We start from the raw sequence: 15,303 nt of genomic DNA, 5'->3' as shown, positions 1-15,303 counted from the left end.
GGTGAACGAATTCGTCCGGATGGTGTAACGCGGATTATCGCCGTGTCCACAATGGACACGGCGATAATCCGTCGTGGGCAAGCGAGTTGCGGGGCCCGCCTTTTTGTCAATCGGAATGAATCGAATAACGGGCGATATCACATTCCCGAAATGAATAGTGTCAGCCCGTTGGAATAAGTATCTCGTCTCCGCTGTCGCGCACCTGGCGGCCCGTCATGGACGGCGGCGTGGACAACCCGCGCAATCTGGTCAGCGTTCGCTTCTCGACCTGGCGAATCCGTTCCCTCGTCAGGCCGCATTCCTGGCCCACCTCGTTGAGCGTGCGCTGGCGGCCGTCGTCGAGCCCGAAGCGCAAGCGCATCACGGTCCGCTCCTGCGGTTTCAGGCTGCCGAGCAGATCACGGACCGCCTCGCGGTGGCCGGTGTCGCCGAACTGATCGGCGGCATGCACCCGGCGCACCTTGTCGATCACGTCGGCGAGCGACGTGCCGCCCTCCTCGCCCGTCGTACCGTCGAGGCTGAGTGGTTCTTCCGCGTATTCGAGCAGTTCGATCACCTGGGTTGCGGGCAGGCCCACGCGGGAGCCGATCTCGTCGCTGCGCGGGTGCCTTCCCAGCTCGACCGTCAGCTCGTGCAGGGCGGCGGCGACCTTGTTGACCTGTTCGAGCACTTTGGCCGGGATGCGGATCATCCTGGCTTGCTGTGCGATCGCCCTCGTGATGGCCTGGCGGATCCACCAGGTCGCGTAGGTGGAGAACCGGAAACCGGGTGTGTGGTCGAACTTCTCGACGGCGTGGATCAGGCCGAGGTTGCCTTCCTGGATGAGATCGATGAGCGGCAGTCCGCGTCCCGGGTAGCGTTTCGCGATGCTCACCACGAGGCGCAGGTTGGCCTCGATCAGCCGCTGTTTGGCCTCGGCTCCTTGCCTCACGATGACGGCAAGGTCGGCTTCGGCGGCCGCGCGTTGTCCATTCGCGAGCAGATGCTCCGCGTACAGTCCGGCTTCGATCCGCTTGGCCAGCATGACTTCCTGCTCGGCGGTCAGTAGCGGGGTCTTGCCGATGCCGTTGAAGTAGTGACGCAGCGGATCGCCGGAAAGGCGCCGCCTCGCCGCGCGCCGGTCGGCGGCGGTGTCACCGATGCTCCCGGTTTCCACGGCGGTCCTCCCTCGGCAGACTTCCGGCACTCCAAGGCGCACGGACAGAACGCTGTGTAGAACAGAGTGCGCTCCGGTGCTGACTCGGCGCTGACAGCGCGTCGCGTCGTCGCTCGGAAACAAAGCGCACGTCACGGGATTCGCCGAACCCGTGGTGGGGACGGTCCTGGGCGGCTACGGTTTAGCTGACAACCGGTGCCGGGTGCCGTCCGCGCCTGTTCGCTGGCTCCGCACGTTCGTGCGAGGTGATCCGTAGTGCGTCCGTAGCTCGCGGCTTCGTCGCCGCGAGAGTCTGTTGACCTGCGGGTTCATCCACATTTACAGGGTGGCGACTGTCCGGCGGGTGTCAGTGGGCTGGTCGATGCTTGCTACGCGGGACTGCGCGGGCGATCGCCCGGCGCCCGCGTCGGGAACGAGAAATGCGGGAAGTGGGCGGCGGATGACGGCATGGCAGCCAGCCAACTCGGTGGAGCGCGGCATGGTGGAGGCGCTCACCGCCGGTGACAGTCCACGGTTCGGTGGACTGCTGCGGGAGGCCCCGTTCTTCGTGCCCGATCCCGAGTCGGTAGAGGAAGGTCTCATCCCGCTCCCCGTCTACGAGACCGACGACACCTCACCCATCATTCTTTTCACCTCCCCGCAGTCACTGACCTGGGTCACCGGCGGTGGGGTCACCTCCTTCGAGCAGACCACTCTCGCCGAGGCGACGAAAGACCAGCCAGGCGAAAGACAGCTCGTGATCAACCCCGCGACGCCGATCGGCGCGGCGATGTCGCTGCGAGAGGTCGAGGGCATCGCCAACGGCGAAGTCGGGCTGCTGCCCATGCGCGGCGTCCAGGAAGCCATGCTCGACGAGATGCTGGCCGGTATGCGGACCCTGTGCATCGACGGCCTGAAGATCGACAGGGACGCCGCCATGGCGGCGTTCGCGGGTGACTCGGCGAACCAGTCCGAAAAACGAATGCTGGCGGCCGTCGACGACATGGACTTCGATGCCTTCCTGGCGGCGCTGCTCGCGGCGGAGGTCGTCGTACTCGAATCGAGTGAGCACGGCGGGCCGGACTTTCCCTACCGGGCGATCGCCGGTCCCGACGTGTGGGTCGTTCCCGTCTTCAGCTCGGAGGAACTGCTCGACCGGTTGCTGCCGGGGAAGCCCGACCGGGTCACGGTCGGCTTCCGCGAACTGGTCGACTCGTGGCCGGGCTCCGGTCACGTGCTGTGCCTGAACCCTGGCACCAGTGCTGAACTGATTCTGCCGCACGAGGGGATCAATGAGCTGGTGGCTTCCTGAGCAGGGGCCGGAAAGCTGGCCTGTCGGCGAGGCGCACACTGTCGCCTTCGCCTTCGACACCGTGCCCGGCGCGTCCATGTGGATGGCGGCCGCGGGTGTCGCGGTCGGCGCGTGTGCGCTCTGGGGGGAGCGGGTCTACCGGAGGATGCGCCACGGCAAGGAACAGAGGCCCGACGTCGAGCCGGGACGCTGGGTCGTGCGTGATTCCCGGGACAGCGGGATCGTGTCGGCCGCGTTGGCCGCGATGCGTCCGCACGCCGCCGCGCTCGTGCGGGCGATGGTCATCGAATCCGGAGTGGTGAGCGTGTATTTCACCGCTGTACTCGAAGAGCCCCCTGGAAGGGACTGGCGCCCGCGCCAGGACAGCGCGGGCTGGGCCTGGATGGCCGACCTCTCCGAGCTTCCGCGCTGGGCGAGGCTTCCCCCAGGCCGGTCCACTTTGGTCACCGTCGGCCGTTCGACGGCGGGCCCCGTGCTGCTGGATCTCGCCTCGGCTGGAGCGATCGGCTCGATCGAGGGCGACCCTTCCGACGCCTGCAAGCTGGTCGAGTCGGTGGTGTTCGAGCTGACCACGAACCCGTGGACGAGGGACGTGCGGCCGGTGCTCGTCGGATTCTCCGGTCGTGCGGGGGTTCCCCGCCCAGGTGCCGTGCGGTACGCCTCCGGTCTGGGAGAGCTGTGGGCGGAACTGGAAACGCTCGCGGTCAGAAGGGAACGGATCGCGCTGATCCTCGCCTCCGTGCCGACCGCGGGGGAGACGCACCGGCTCGCCGAGCTGGTCGCTGCCAACGCCGGTGTGCTGAGCGTGGTGTACCTCGGCTGGAGCGACAGTGCTCAGTGGACGCTGGAGGCGTGGCAGGGCGGGGTTCGGCTCCGGCCGCTCGAATGGCAACTCGCCTCGATCGAGAAGGAGATCGCGGACGCCCGCGACCGCTGTGGCTCGCTGGTGAGTTCAAGCCGCCTCGCGATCGCCGGGGAGTCGCCCCAGCATGAGGAGGTCCGCGCGCCGGAGGAGCCGTTCGACGAGCAGACCGCCGTCAAACCGGCGATGGCCGAGATTCGGTTGCTGGGCCCGGTTTCGGTGACGGTGCAGGGGAGGGCCACCGAGACCACCGACCCCGTGCTCGCCGAAATCGTGCTCGGGGCGCGGCATCCGGAGGGACTTCCCGCCCCGGTTCTCGATGAGCTGCTGCGGGCACCTGGCGCTCCCAAGGCCACGGTCGCGGGCGGGCATCTGCGGATCCCCGTCGGCGAGGCCATGGTGGAGATGGTGGCCGGTTCGTCGGGAAACTGGTTCCCCGCTGGGGAAATCAGGCTGGACGTCGACGTTTTCGGTCACCTCGTCGGCGGTGCCTACGGTGAGGGCGAGCTGGGTGCGCTGGTCGATGCGCTGGCGTTGATCAGGGGTGAGTTGCCGACCGGTGCGACGCTGGGCCCGCACGCGCGGACGACGTTGCGGACGTTGACCGCGCACATGGGTTCCGAGGTGGTCAGGGTGGTGCGTGGTACGGCTGAGGTCGCGGCGGCTTCGGGTGATTTGGACACCGTGGAGTGGGCGATCCGGCAGGGTTTGACGTTGCTGCCTCGGGTGGAGGGGTTGTGGCGGACGCTGGTGTTGTTCTGTCGCGAGTACCACCGCCCGGGTTTGGGCGAGCTGGCCGAGCACATGTACACGACGTTGCTGGAAGGTGATCACGCGAGTCAGTTGAACCCGCATACGGTTCGGATGGTGCAGGAGATTCGCAGGGAGTACGCACTGAGTTCGGATTAGTGGTTGCTTTCTGTTGTCCATGTCAGACACGCACAGGCACCGAAGTGCTTGTCCTGAGCGGGGTTCCGCGGCCGGGTTGTTTGCTTGGCGGCGGTTCAATGGGAATTGTGGCTAGTAACATCAGCACACCCCGAAAAGGGGCGGCCGCGTTTCTCCGGCCTGCGCGCAGGCCGGGCAGGCTGGGGCCGTTGGGTTTTGGCAGACTCATCGCGATCGTCGTTGTCCACGCGGTCGTGTTGATCCTGCTGGTCCAGACAATGTGGCTGGCGATTACCGGCGTTGTACTCGGCGTGTTGGCGTTGGCCGGTTTGCTGGGCAGACATGGTGACCGCTGGTGGACCGACCGTATTCCGCTCGCGGCCCGGCTGTGGCGCAGACGGAAACAGCAGGCGCAGCAGGCCGACGATCCTCGGTTGAGCGCGGTGCGGAGTCTTGTTCCGGATGTCACGGTCGAGGACATTCCCGATTGGACCGGCGCCGTGTTCGGGATGGGCTCGGATGGTGCGGGCTGGTTCGCCGTGCACGAGGTTCTGGTCACTCACGACACCGTGCAACCCCCCGTTCCGCTAGCGCAGCTTTTCGACATCGCGGGTGAGGCCACCCAGTTCGGGGCTTCGGTGCAGGTCGTCGGGTTCGCCGCCGAGCGCCCCGCGAATCCGGAGCTGGGTAAGCGGCACGCGATGTGGGTCGCGATCCGCCTCGACTCGCGTGCCGTTGCCGAAGCCGTGCTCGATGACGCGAACGGTGAACCCGATGTTCCCGAGGTGCTGCGTGAGCTGTCGCGCCGGGTGGACAGGGTGCTGCACCGTTCGGGACTGCGGTCCCGGCTGCTGGACGCGGACGAACTGCTCGACGCGCTGGTGTTGTGCTGCGACCTGGCTCCCGGAAACAGCGGTGTGGTCGGTGAGCGCTGGAAGTCGTGGAATTCCGTGCGGCTGGCGCACAGTTCGTTTTGGCTGAAGCGGTGGCCGGAACTCGGAAAGGCACAGCGGCTGATCGGCGCGGTGCACGCGCTGCCGGTCGCGCTGGTCAGTGTCGCGTTCCAGCTTGTTCCCGACGGTGAGAACGGGACCCTGCGCTGTCTCATCAGAGTCGGCGAACCCTCCTCGCGGCACGAACAGGCCTGTGCCGACCTTTCCCAGACGGTGACCGGTTTCGGAGGTCAGCTCATGCGGCTCAACGGAGAGCAGGCAGTGGCGACATATTTGTCGGCCCCGAGCGGAGGGATGGCCCGATGACCCAGCCCCAGTTGCCCGAAGGTCCCGCCCAGGGCGCGGCTGCTCAAGCACCGGCGGCGCCAGAGCAGCAGGCGCAGCCGGTCGCTTCCGTGCTGGGCGCTCCGGCCGCGCCGAGAGAGAACACGGCGGCACGGACCGATCCCGCGACCGCTGAGGCGCCCGCGGGGGCAACGGTGCGCTCCAGCGCGGCCGCGGAAGGCACGGCGCAGGCTCGCGGGATGGCGGCTGGGGATGGTAAGCAGGGCGATTCCGAGGGGGCTGCGAGAGCCGAGGCCGCCGCGGCGAGTGTCGAGCATGCAGGAAACTGGCGGCATCGCAGGCATCGCAGGTTGTCCCGGTTGCGGGTGGGCTGGCATGACGTGACTCCGGAGCAGTTGGGGCAGTTGCAGTTGTCGACCGCGTGGTGTGGTTTCCGGTTCGGCCGGGACCAGCGTGGTGCGCCGGTGGTGGCATCGTTGTTCGCCGAGGAGCCGGTGACGGTGGTGGTGTTCGGCGAGCTTGTGGTGTCGCAGTTGCTGGCATTGCGGGCGTTGCGGACGGGCGCGCGGGTGGTGGCGTTCAGTTCCGATATCGGTCCGTGGCGGCGGCTGGGTACCGAGCGGGTGATCCTGCCGAAACCGGGCGCGGACGTCGCGTTGACCGCGTCGGCGTCGGCGCCGGTGTTGCGGGTGCACAAGGCCAGTGACGGGCCCGCGGTGTCGGAGTCGTTGCCCGCGTGGACGTCGCGGTTGATCGCGGTCGAGAATCATTCCCCCGCACATCTCGCGTTCGCGCGCGACGCGGATGTGTTGTGTCTGAGCAGAACAAGTCCTGGTGTGGCGGGCGAACTCGCCGGAGCCGGGGTGCTCAGCAGAGAACTGGCCGCGCACCTACCTGTGCTGGATGAGGACATGATGATCGTTCGGACCGCTGCCGGTGGCGCGGTCACCTGGTTGGACTTCACCGAATCCGAGCGGGAGCGGTTCGCGCCGCCCGCGATGGAGGTGTCGAGGTGACCCACGCACTCGGCGTCGCGTTGACGCGAGTCACCGTGGTGACGGCGAAACGCTCCATTGACATCGCTCTGCCCGAAGACGTGATCGCCGCGGATCTGGTCCCGTATTTGCTGCAGCATGTCGGCGAAGAGGCCGCCGACACCGGCGAGCGGCATGGTGGCTGGCTGTTGCGCCGCCACGGGGGAGCGGTGATCGACTCGACGAAAACGCTTGCGACGCAGCGCGTCATGGACGGCGAAGTCCTGCATCTGGTGGCGGGGCAGTCGGAATGGCCGGAGGTCGAGTACGACGACGTCGTCGAGTCGATCGCCAGCGGCTCCCGCCGCTACGGCCGCAGCTGGGGCGGTGCGGCCACCCGCCGGTGCAGCCTCGCGGCGGCGGCGATCATTCTGCTGGCCGGGCTGGGCGCGGCGTTGACGTTCACCTCTCCGTGGTGGGCCGCCGGACTCGCCCTGTTGGGCGCGGCTGGAGTGTTGCTCGCGGCGGGGGTGGCGTTGGCTCGGGCGGTAGGAGACGCGGAGGCGGGCGCGGTGATCGCCGCCTGCGCCACCGCTTACGCCTTCGCCGGCGGCTGGCTCGTCGCCGGACCCGAGGGGTTGCCGTTCACCGAATTCGGCGCCGCCCAGCTGACGTTGGGGTCGACGGCGGCGCTGGTGTTCGGCGCACTCGGCTATGTCGGGGTTCCGGCGAAGGCCCGCTGGTTCGCCGCCGCCATTCTCGGCGGACTCTGGGGTGTCCTCGGTGGCCTGCTCGGCGGGACCATGACCCCCGACGGCGCCGCCGCGGTGGTGTTGACGGTGAGTCTGGTGTTGCTGCCCGCGTATCCGCTGCTGGCGATCCGGCTCGGGCGCATCCCACTGCCCGAACTCCCGCAACGCTCCTCGGATTTGTTCAACGACGCCGAACAACCACCCGTGGCCAACATCTACGCCGCCGCCGCCCGCACCGACGAGCTGCTGTCCGGGTTCTTGATCGCCGTGTCCGGTGCCGCCGTGGTGTGCGCCCTCGTGTTGACCGGGGAGGGCAGCACCACCCGAATCCTGATGGTCCTGGCGGCGGCGCTGTCACTGCTGTTGCGGGCGAGGTTGTTCGCCGTCGCCCGGCAGCGAGTGCCGCTGCTGCTGGCCGGGGGGTTCGCGGGCTTGTTGTGCGTTGCCGACCGGGTGATCGCGGCCGAAACCAACGGCACCCGCATGTTGCTGCTGTTCGGGATCCTCGCGGTGGCGCTGTTGGTGGTGTATGGCGGGCTGACCTACAGCAAGAAAACCCCGTCCCCGTATTTGGGCAGGATCGCCGACATCTTCGACGTCATCTCGGTGCTGGCGCTGGTGCCCTTCGCCTTCTACATCACCGGTTTCTACACCCACGTGCAGGAACTGATGGCGGGGATCGGCTGAGCTGATGGCCTCACGCAAGGATCAACTGCACTCCTACCAGTTCATGATGCAACGCGTCGTGTCCTCGGTGATGGTGCACGAAACCGACCCGGAGCAAACCCCACTGCGCCGCTCCGTGGGGGCGGTGTTCGGCAGCGTCATGATCGCCGCCATCATCGCCGCCGTGTTCGGCATCGTCGGGGTACTCACCAACACCGGCGGATCCAGCTGGCAATCCGACGGATCGGTGGTCATCGAACGCGAAACCGGCGCCGCGTTCGTCTACCTCGACGGCGAACTCCAACCCGTCCTCAACTACGCCTCCGCCCGGCTGCTCGCCGGAAGTGGCTCCACCCCCGCCGCCGCGGCCGCCGGCATGCGGGGTGGCCGGATGGGCGCCGCCGCCAACACCGGCGAACCATTCCGCGTCGCGGGCAAGAGCCTCGCCGGGATCCCCCGCAAACCCATGGTCGGCATCGCCGGAGCACCCGACTCGCTGCCACCCCCGGACCGGGCCATCACCGCCCCGTGGATGTCCTGCACCCATTTGGGTCAAGACGCCTCCGGCAGCCCCTCCATCTCCACCGAAGTCAGAGTCGGGGTCGAGGAAACAGAACGCGACTCGCTCGGGAACTCGGCGCTGCTGGTGCGTGACAACGAGAGCGGAACCCGGTATCTGATCTGGAACAACCACCGCTACCGCTTCGCCGGAGCCGACCCCGACCGGCTACTGCGCTCCATCTTCGGGTTTGGCAACCGCATCGTCGACGTCGGCTCCGCCTGGCTCAACGCCCTGCCCGCCGGGCCCGACCTGCGTGACATCGGCATCGACGGTCACGGCGGAGAAACCGCCGCCGTCCCAGGACACCAGATCGGCGACCTGCTCCACCACCCGGTCGGCACCGGCGAGCAGTACTACGTCGTGCTCCGTGAAGGACTCGCGCCCATCACCCCGCTGCAGATGCGGATCATCCTCGGCCAGCACTCCACCGAACCCACACCGGTATCGGCATCCATGGCCGGCAACGTTCCCGTCGCCGATGTCCTCAACGGACAACAAGGCCCCACCGCGCCGCCCACCAACCCCCCACCCGTCGCCGACATCCCCGACAGCGAACCCGTCAGCCTCTGCGCCACGACAACCGGCGCGGGCACCCGCTCCACGGTGTCCATGACCACCGGCAGCCTGGCCGGAGCCGAAGGCGCGCCCACCGTCGGGCAGTCCCAGTCGGGTGGTGTCCTCGCCGACCGCATCCACGTCCCACCAGGGCAGGTCGCCGTCGTCCGGGCCATGCCCTCCGACACCGCACAAGGTGGAGCACTCAACGTCGTCACCGACGAAGGCGTCCGCTACCCCGTGCCCACCGACGAAGAACTCAGCAGTCTCGGCTACGACCCGAATACGGCGGTCCCGATGCCAGCCGCGCTGGTACAACGCATCCCCGCGGGCCCGACCCTGTCGAGCGCGGCAGCGGGAACGCCCGCCACACCCGAAACACACTAGGTCGGTTCGAGCTGGGTGCCGCTCTCGGCGGCACGGGCGTGGGTCTCGCGTGCCTGAGCGCGGAACTCGCGCGTGCCCTGGCTCACACCGGCCGATGTCACAGGGAACTGCCGCCGTCTCGTCTCCAGGTTTGTCACCACCGACGACAGCGGAGGCAACCATGGACGCGCGACTGAACCTTCTCGCCAGCCCGGCCGTTGGCAAGGCGGCCAAACACTTCATATCGCTGAACAAGCTGCTGAAGGAGTCCTCGCTGCCGAGTAGCACCCAGGAGCTGGTGGCACTGCGGGTCAGCCAGATCAACGGCTGCGCTCCGTGCATCGACATTCACACCAAGGAGGCTGCGGCGGCGGGGGAGACCCAGCTCCGGCTCAACCTCGTCGCCGCATGGCGCGAGGCGACCGTCTTCACCGAGGACGAGCGGGCCGCGCTTGAGGTGGCCGAGCAGGGAACCAGGGTCGCCGACGCCGCCGAAGGAGTCAGCGACGAGGCGTGGGCGCGGGCGGTCAAACACTACGACGAGGAAGCGCTCACCGCGCTCGTGATCCTGGTTGCCTTCATGAACACCGTCAACCGCATGAACATCATCACCAGGCAACAGACCGCGGGTGACTACCAGCCAGGACAGTTCCACTGAACGGTGAGGGAGGCTCAGCCGGCGCTCGCGCGTTACGGTGGCCCGGCAGGGGCGGGGAGCCCGGCAGGGAGGGCCGCGTGAGCAAGGTCGATGATTTCGAGGAGCTGCGGGGCCTGCTGCTCTCGATCGCCTACCGGATCCTCGGCAGCGTCAGCGAGGCCGAGGACGCGGTGCAGGAGACGTGGCTGCGCTTCGACGGCTCGGAGACGAAGCCGGTGTCGGTCAAGGCATTCCTCTCGGCGACGGTCACCAGGATCTCGATCGACGTGCTGCGCTCCGCTCGAATGCGCAGGGAGTCCTACGTCGGTCCCTGGCTTCCGGAGCCGCTGCTGACCGACCCCTACCAAGATCCCGGCAGAGCGGCGGAGCTCGCCGACTCGGTGTCGATGGCGGCGCTGTTGCTGCTCGAACGGCTCAGTCCGCTGGAAAGGGCGGTCTTCGTACTGCGTGAGGTGTTCGCCTTCGGGTTCGACGAGATCGCGACGGCCGTGGGCCGCACCGAGTCGGCGTGCAGACAGTTGCTGGTGCGGGCGCGGCGGCACATGGCGGAGGGGCGGCCGCGCTTCGAGGCGGACCGGAGAGAACGGCAGGAACTGGCGACACGGTTCTTCCAGGCGATGACCGATGGTGACGTTGGTGGGCTCCGCAACCTGCTGGCAGCCGACGTCCAGCTCATCGGCGACAGCGGAGGCAAGGCACCGCGACTGGCCAACACCATCGTGGGCTCGGACAACGTCGCGAGGGTGCTCGGCTCGGGCTTCTCGATGCTGGCGAGGGCCGAGGTGGCATTCGAGCAGCGGGAGCTCAACGGGCAGCCCGGTGCGATCTTCCGCGACAGGGACGGCAACGTGCTGCAGATCGTCGTGCTCGACATGCTCGAAGGGCAGATCCAGGCGATTCGAGGGGTGAGCAACCCCGACAAGCTCGGTCACCTCGGGCCGGTCGGCGACGCGTGGGCGCTTGACCGCGAGCTGCGGCAGACGCGCAGGCGTCAGGACTGACGCCGCTGATCGGGCTGGTCCGGGCCCGGACCAGCCCGATCAGCGGCGTTTTCGTTGGTTCAGGTCGTCGAAGAGGTTGCGTGGTGGTTCGGGTTGGTGGTGTCGGAGTAGGTGTTCTTCGCTGGTGGGGGTGTTGCCGGGTCGCCAGTTTCGGCGTTTGCCGAGTGGTCCGAAGACGATGATTCCGGCGATGAGGAGGGTGAGTGCGATTCCGGCGGCGGTGAGGGTGTAGCCGAGGGTTTGTCCGTTCATGGTGGCCTGGGCGGCGGCGATTTCCTCGTCGGTGGGTGGTTGCCGGGAGACCGAGGTGTTCGGGGAGGTTTGTGCGCCGTCGCCGGTGTGTTCGGTGATGGCTTGGTGGGGGTTGATGATGCCTGCGCCGTAGCGGGTGCTGCCGGGGGTTTCGGGGGCGGGTGCGGCGGTGGCTTTGAGTCGTGCGACGACGGCGGGGGCGGGGAGGTCGGGGTAGTAGGAGCGCACGAGTGCGGTGGTGGCGGCGGTGTAGGCGGCGGCGTAGGCGGTTCCGGAGACGGGGGCGAGTCCGTGTCCGGGTTGGGTGGTGGTGATGTTGTCGCCGGGGGCGACGAGGTCGACGGGGCCGGTGCGGGAGAACCCGGCCGCGGTGGTGGTGGTGTCGATCGCGCCGACTGCGAGGACACCGGGGTAGGCGGCGGGGTAGGGGGTGAGGGGGGCGTCGTCCTGGCCGTTGGTGTCGCCGACGGCGGCGACGATGACCGTGTTGGCGCGCAGGGCCCGATCGACGGCGGCGCGGAGGGCGGGGCTGTCGCGGTAGGACACGACGGGGACCGCGATCACGGTGGCGTTTTCGCCGACGGCCCAGTCCAGCGCGGAGGCGAGTATCCCGGGGTCGACGGAGTCGCCGGATTGGGTGGGGTAGCTGTCGCCGACGACCTTGGCGGAGAGCACGGTGGCGCCGGGGGCCATGCCGCGGAATCCGGTGCCGGGTTCGGGGTTGGCGGCGATGATGCCGGCGACGCCGGTGCCGATGCCGAGGCAGTCGGTGCGTCCGCTGTCGCGGCCGGTGGTGTCGGCGGGGGCCAGATCGGTGCTGGCGGAGACTTTTCCGGCTAGTTGGGGTGGGGTTTCCACGCCGGTGCCGATGACCGCGACCCGCTGCCCGCGTCCGGTGGACAGTGGCCAGACCTGGTCGGGGGCGAGCAGGTGTTGTGGCCATGGCACGGGAGCGTGGTGTGTGCCTGGTGGTACGCAGCGGTCCTGTGCCACGGCCGCTGGGGCGGTGACCACGGTGGCGCCGCCCCATGCGGTGATGGTCAGTACCAGTGCGGCGAGGACAGCGGCGAGCGGCTTTCTGGTGTGGTGTTTCCGGGTCACCGCTGGTCTGGTTTCGTTGCGTGCGGGTTCATCATGCTCCCGCGTTGAGGGTTGGTGGCGGTTCTTGGGTTTTTTTGCGGGCTTGTTGTTTGGCGACGACGGGGCCGCCGGGGGTGGCGACTTCCCACGCGGCTTCGTCGATGCGCTCGGAGGTGGTCGAGGATGGTTTCGACGTGGTTTCCTGGGTGGCGCGGCGGGGTGCCTGGTCGGGTGTGGTGCGTTTGCGTCCGGGCGGGGCGGCTTGTCCGGTGTGGACACTCGGGCGCAGCGAGCCGGGTACTTCCTTCGCGCGTGCCCGGAGTTGTTCCAGGGACAGTGGGGCTTCCAGTACGGAGTCGGCGCTGGCGGTGAGGTCGCGGCTGAACTCCGACTCCGGCGCCACGGTGCCGCGCTTCAAACGGGCGCGTTGCGCGGCTTCGCGTTCTTTGCGGCGCTGGGTGTAGGTTTTTTCGGTGGCGCGGTGGTTGTTGGCCAGCACCGCACCTGGCATGCCCTCCGACACCACGGGCGCTTCACCTGTGCTGCCGGGGCGGGTGCGGGCGGTGTTGCTGCCCAGCACGGCGGGCCCTGCCGTGCCGACACCGGGAAACGCGTCGGTTCCCTCGGCGCGACCGGCGGCCTCGCCGGTTTCCGGGGCCGTGTTCGGGGCCCTCGCCCCGCGGTTGAGCGCTGAGAGGGCGCCGGGGGGCATCATCGACATCGGCGGGATCATCGGTGTCGGAGGCACCATCGTCTCCGGCGGCAACTCGTTCAACTGCACCGGAGTCCGCGGCGGTGCCGTCGTCGGCGGAGCCTCCGGCGTCGGCGGAGCCGGCGGCCGTGGGGGGCTGGGGGGACTGACCTGTTGCGGTGTACTCGGCCGCGAGGTCGACGAAGCCGGAACAGCAGGCGGCATCAAACCTTGCGTCATCCCCGGCCCGGCATTGAACGCGGGCGGCGCGAACCCGGGTGTCTGCGGGTTACCCGGCGGTCCACCGGAAGCACCGGCGAACCCGGGAACGCCCGGTGTCGAACCCTGACTCGGGGCTACACCCCCCGGAGCACCGACACCAGGGCCACTCCCTGCCGCCCCTGGCGCGAAACCAGGCGCCACACCAGGCCCCGACGAGTTGCCCCCTCCGATCACACCCGCGCCACCGTCACCACCCTGCCTGCCGACACCCACACCAGGAGCGCCGATCACGTTACCCATCCCGCCCGGCAACACCGGGGCACCCGGTGCTGCGCCGGGCACTCCACCGCCCGCACCGCCCTCGGCGGCACCAGCGCCTCCGGGTGCGGTACCGGCGCCCCCGGACGCAGCGCCGCCCGCCGGCGCGAAAGCCGGAGCCATGCGCGGGGTCATACCCGGCGCGGGGGCAGGTGCTCCTCCGGTCGGGGTGGGAGCCGGTGCCGGGGCGGCTGGTGCCGGTGCGGGCGCCGGCGCCGGGGCTGGAGGCGGCGCTCCCGCACCACCGGGAGGAGCAGGCGGAACCGCGGGCGGCTCGAAGCCGTGCACGCTGGGATGGAGCACGTATTCCAGCGGGGTGACGTCCGGCGGCTTGTTCGCCTTCATGACCGCGATGAACGGCGCGTAGTTGTTCGCGATCTCCTTGGCAAGCTCGTAGGCGAGCTGGTCGTACTTCTCCTGCACCTCGTCCGGCGTATCGAGGCTCTTGTCCTTTTTGGTCAACCCCGGCGGCTGGTAGTTGCCGTGCCAATCGTGAGGCACCATGTTGGCATCGGCGGCGGCGTGCTCGGTCTCGTACTCCTCGAACAGCGCCTGCATGTCCTGCACGCCCTGTTCCTGAGCGCCGGCCAGCCCTTCCAGCGCCCCCGCCATCGCGTTGGCCGACGCGGCCTGGTCGTAAAGGAAATCCTTGACTTTGTCGACCCGGCTGAACAATGCGTCACGCGCCACCGGTGAGTCGAAGTCCAGTTTGGCTAGAGCGTCGTCCAGTCCCTCGTAGGCGGCTTGGACGGTCTCCGCCTGCGTCGCCCACGCCGCGCCGATCGCGGCTGTCGTCCCGTAATGCTCGCCGCTGACCCTGAGATTCTGTAGCTGAATGGCGACATGGTCGACCTGCATGGGGTCGGTACCGCCGCCAGTTCCTGGTGGTGGTGGTTCCATTCTTCAGCTCCGGATTCGGTTCGGCGTGAGCGAGTGTCGGATCAGTTGCCGATGTCCTCGGGCAGTCCTTCCTCAAGCGCTTCGTCCAACAAACGAGTCTGTTCATCCATCGACTCACCGGTGGTAATCGTGTCCTGGGGGTCGACCGAGAAATCGCCGTAGCGTTCGCCGTCGGCATTGGTGTGGTAGTAATCCACCGACCCATCGGGATATTCGATCTTGTGTTGTCCCGCGCTGCCGTCCGCACCGGGCGAGGTGGTCTCGTGGTGGGTGTAGAGGTAGCAGCCCGCGTCGTCGTAAACCTGAGTCGACGTGGTCGTCGGCAGCTGTGCGGGAGAGCTGTCACCGCCCGACTCGGCTCCTTCGGCGGAGTCGTTCTCCATGGACTCCTCCATGGACTCCGTCGTCGCCTCGGGGTCGATGTACCCGGGAAGTCCGCCTGGTGTGGTCGCGCTGGGGTCGGTGAACATGAAGTTGACCGCGTTGGCGACGTCACCGGCGCTCGCGCTGTCGGTTCCGGCGAAGATGTCCCTGATACCGAACAATGCCGCGCTGAGTGCCTCGATGCTCTGGTGGGTGTTGATCGCGCTGTTCGACCACAGTCCGGCGTTCTCGGTCACGACCTCCTGCGCGGCGAGACCGGGCATGAACTCGCCGTTGCTGATGGCCGTGTGGTCGCCCGTTCCGTTCAGCTGGCCGCCGATAACGACATCGCCTCCGCCGCCGAAGGACGGCGTGTTGGTGCCGGTGGCGTACTCTCCCGCCACGTCGACGACCGCTTCGGCGCTGGTGTCGAAACTGGCCGAGTCCACATTGATGTAGCTCATGTCCCTCTCCTGTGCTGCCGTGTCGCTGTCAGTTCCGCGAACCC

At 68.4% G+C, this 15,303-nt stretch carries 12 protein-coding genes; 8 read left to right on the top strand and 4 right to left on the bottom strand.

The genetic code is table 11. The features are described from left to right. Positions 1-160: 160 nt before the first annotated feature. Positions 161-1,156: a sigma-70 family RNA polymerase sigma factor gene (locus BAY61_RS22635; protein ID WP_245865348.1), complete on the bottom strand. Its 996-nt coding sequence runs from the start codon at positions 1,154-1,156 to the stop codon at positions 161-163. Between the two features lie 439 nt (positions 1,157-1,595). Between BAY61_RS22635 and BAY61_RS22630 the strand changes: the two genes are divergently transcribed. From BAY61_RS22630 to BAY61_RS22595, 8 genes are all read left to right on the top strand, one after another. Continuing rightward, entirely contained in the window at positions 1,596-2,447 is an 852-nt protein-coding gene (locus tag BAY61_RS22630; protein WP_170140257.1) for an SseB family protein, read from the top strand. Further along, positions 2,428-4,218, top strand: coding sequence for an AfsR/SARP family transcriptional regulator (locus tag BAY61_RS22625; RefSeq protein WP_091807567.1), 1,791 nt, complete (start codon positions 2,428-2,430; stop codon positions 4,216-4,218). The genes BAY61_RS22630 and BAY61_RS22625 overlap by 20 nt, the downstream gene beginning before the upstream one ends. Before the next feature lie 107 nt (positions 4,219-4,325). After that, entirely contained in the window at positions 4,326-5,456 is a 1,131-nt protein-coding gene (locus tag BAY61_RS22620; protein ID WP_170140258.1) for a type VII secretion protein EccE, read from the top strand. Continuing rightward, on the top strand, positions 5,453-6,451 hold the full coding sequence (locus tag BAY61_RS22615) for a hypothetical protein (protein WP_091807563.1): 999 nt from the start codon (positions 5,453-5,455) through the stop codon (positions 6,449-6,451). The genes BAY61_RS22620 and BAY61_RS22615 overlap by 4 nt, the downstream gene beginning before the upstream one ends. Beyond that, entirely contained in the window at positions 6,448-7,848 is a 1,401-nt protein-coding gene (gene eccD, locus BAY61_RS22610; RefSeq protein WP_091807561.1) for a type VII secretion integral membrane protein EccD, read from the top strand. The genes BAY61_RS22615 and eccD overlap by 4 nt, the downstream gene beginning before the upstream one ends. A gap of 4 nt (positions 7,849-7,852) precedes the next feature. After that, complete coding sequence (gene eccB / locus BAY61_RS22605) at positions 7,853-9,331, top strand: type VII secretion protein EccB (protein WP_091807559.1); 1,479 nt, start codon at positions 7,853-7,855, stop codon at positions 9,329-9,331. Positions 9,332-9,491: 160 nt separating this feature from the next. After that, positions 9,492-9,968 carry a carboxymuconolactone decarboxylase family protein gene (locus BAY61_RS22600; RefSeq protein ID WP_091807557.1) on the top strand — a complete coding sequence of 159 codons (477 nt, stop codon included), beginning with the start codon at positions 9,492-9,494 and terminating at the stop codon, positions 9,966-9,968. A 77-nt stretch (positions 9,969-10,045) separates the two neighbouring features. Next, positions 10,046-10,969 carry an RNA polymerase sigma-70 factor gene (locus tag BAY61_RS22595; protein WP_091807555.1) on the top strand — a complete coding sequence of 308 codons (924 nt, stop codon included), beginning with the start codon at positions 10,046-10,048 and terminating at the stop codon, positions 10,967-10,969. A gap of 39 nt (positions 10,970-11,008) precedes the next feature. Here the strand turns inward: BAY61_RS22595 and BAY61_RS22590 are convergent, their stop codons facing one another. From BAY61_RS22590 to BAY61_RS22580, 3 genes are all read right to left on the bottom strand, one after another. Next, positions 11,009-12,322, bottom strand: coding sequence for a S8 family serine peptidase (locus tag BAY61_RS22590; protein WP_091807552.1), 1,314 nt, complete (start codon positions 12,320-12,322; stop codon positions 11,009-11,011). Positions 12,323-12,353: 31 nt separating this feature from the next. Then, positions 12,354-14,390, bottom strand: a complete 2,037-nt coding sequence (locus BAY61_RS22585; protein ID WP_091807550.1) for a hypothetical protein — start codon at positions 14,388-14,390, stop codon at positions 12,354-12,356. Between the two features lie 83 nt (positions 14,391-14,473). Then, a complete protein-coding gene (locus tag BAY61_RS22580; protein WP_091807549.1) occupies positions 14,474-15,259 on the bottom strand; it encodes a hypothetical protein in 786 nt (261 codons plus the stop codon). Positions 15,260-15,303: the final 44 nt, after the last annotated feature.

Origin of the sequence: Prauserella marina (assembly GCF_002240355.1) — a bacterium.
Lineage (GTDB): Bacteria > Actinomycetota > Actinomycetes > Mycobacteriales > Pseudonocardiaceae > Prauserella_A > Prauserella_A marina.
Note: the sequence above shows the minus strand (reverse complement) of the source record. Positions and strands in the feature narration are given on the sequence as shown.

What these genes read in the sequence shown, in the direction of transcription:
- BAY61_RS22630 (WP_170140257.1), top strand. Translation starts at nt 1,596, where the DNA reads ATGACGGCATGGCAGCCAGCCAACTCGGTGGAGCGCGGCATGGTGGAG.
- BAY61_RS22625 (WP_091807567.1), top strand. Translation starts at nt 2,428, where the DNA reads ATGAGCTGGTGGCTTCCTGAGCAGGGGCCGGAAAGCTGGCCTGTCGGC.
- BAY61_RS22615 (WP_091807563.1), top strand. Translation starts at nt 5,453, where the DNA reads ATGACCCAGCCCCAGTTGCCCGAAGGTCCCGCCCAGGGCGCGGCTGCT.
- eccB (WP_091807559.1), top strand. Translation starts at nt 7,853, where the DNA reads ATGGCCTCACGCAAGGATCAACTGCACTCCTACCAGTTCATGATGCAA.
- BAY61_RS22600 (WP_091807557.1), top strand. Translation starts at nt 9,492, where the DNA reads ATGGACGCGCGACTGAACCTTCTCGCCAGCCCGGCCGTTGGCAAGGCG.
- BAY61_RS22585 (WP_091807550.1), bottom strand. Translation starts at nt 14,390, where the DNA reads ATGCAGGTCGACCATGTCGCCATTCAGCTACAGAATCTCAGGGTCAGC.
- BAY61_RS22580 (WP_091807549.1), bottom strand. Translation starts at nt 15,259, where the DNA reads ATGAGCTACATCAATGTGGACTCGGCCAGTTTCGACACCAGCGCCGAA.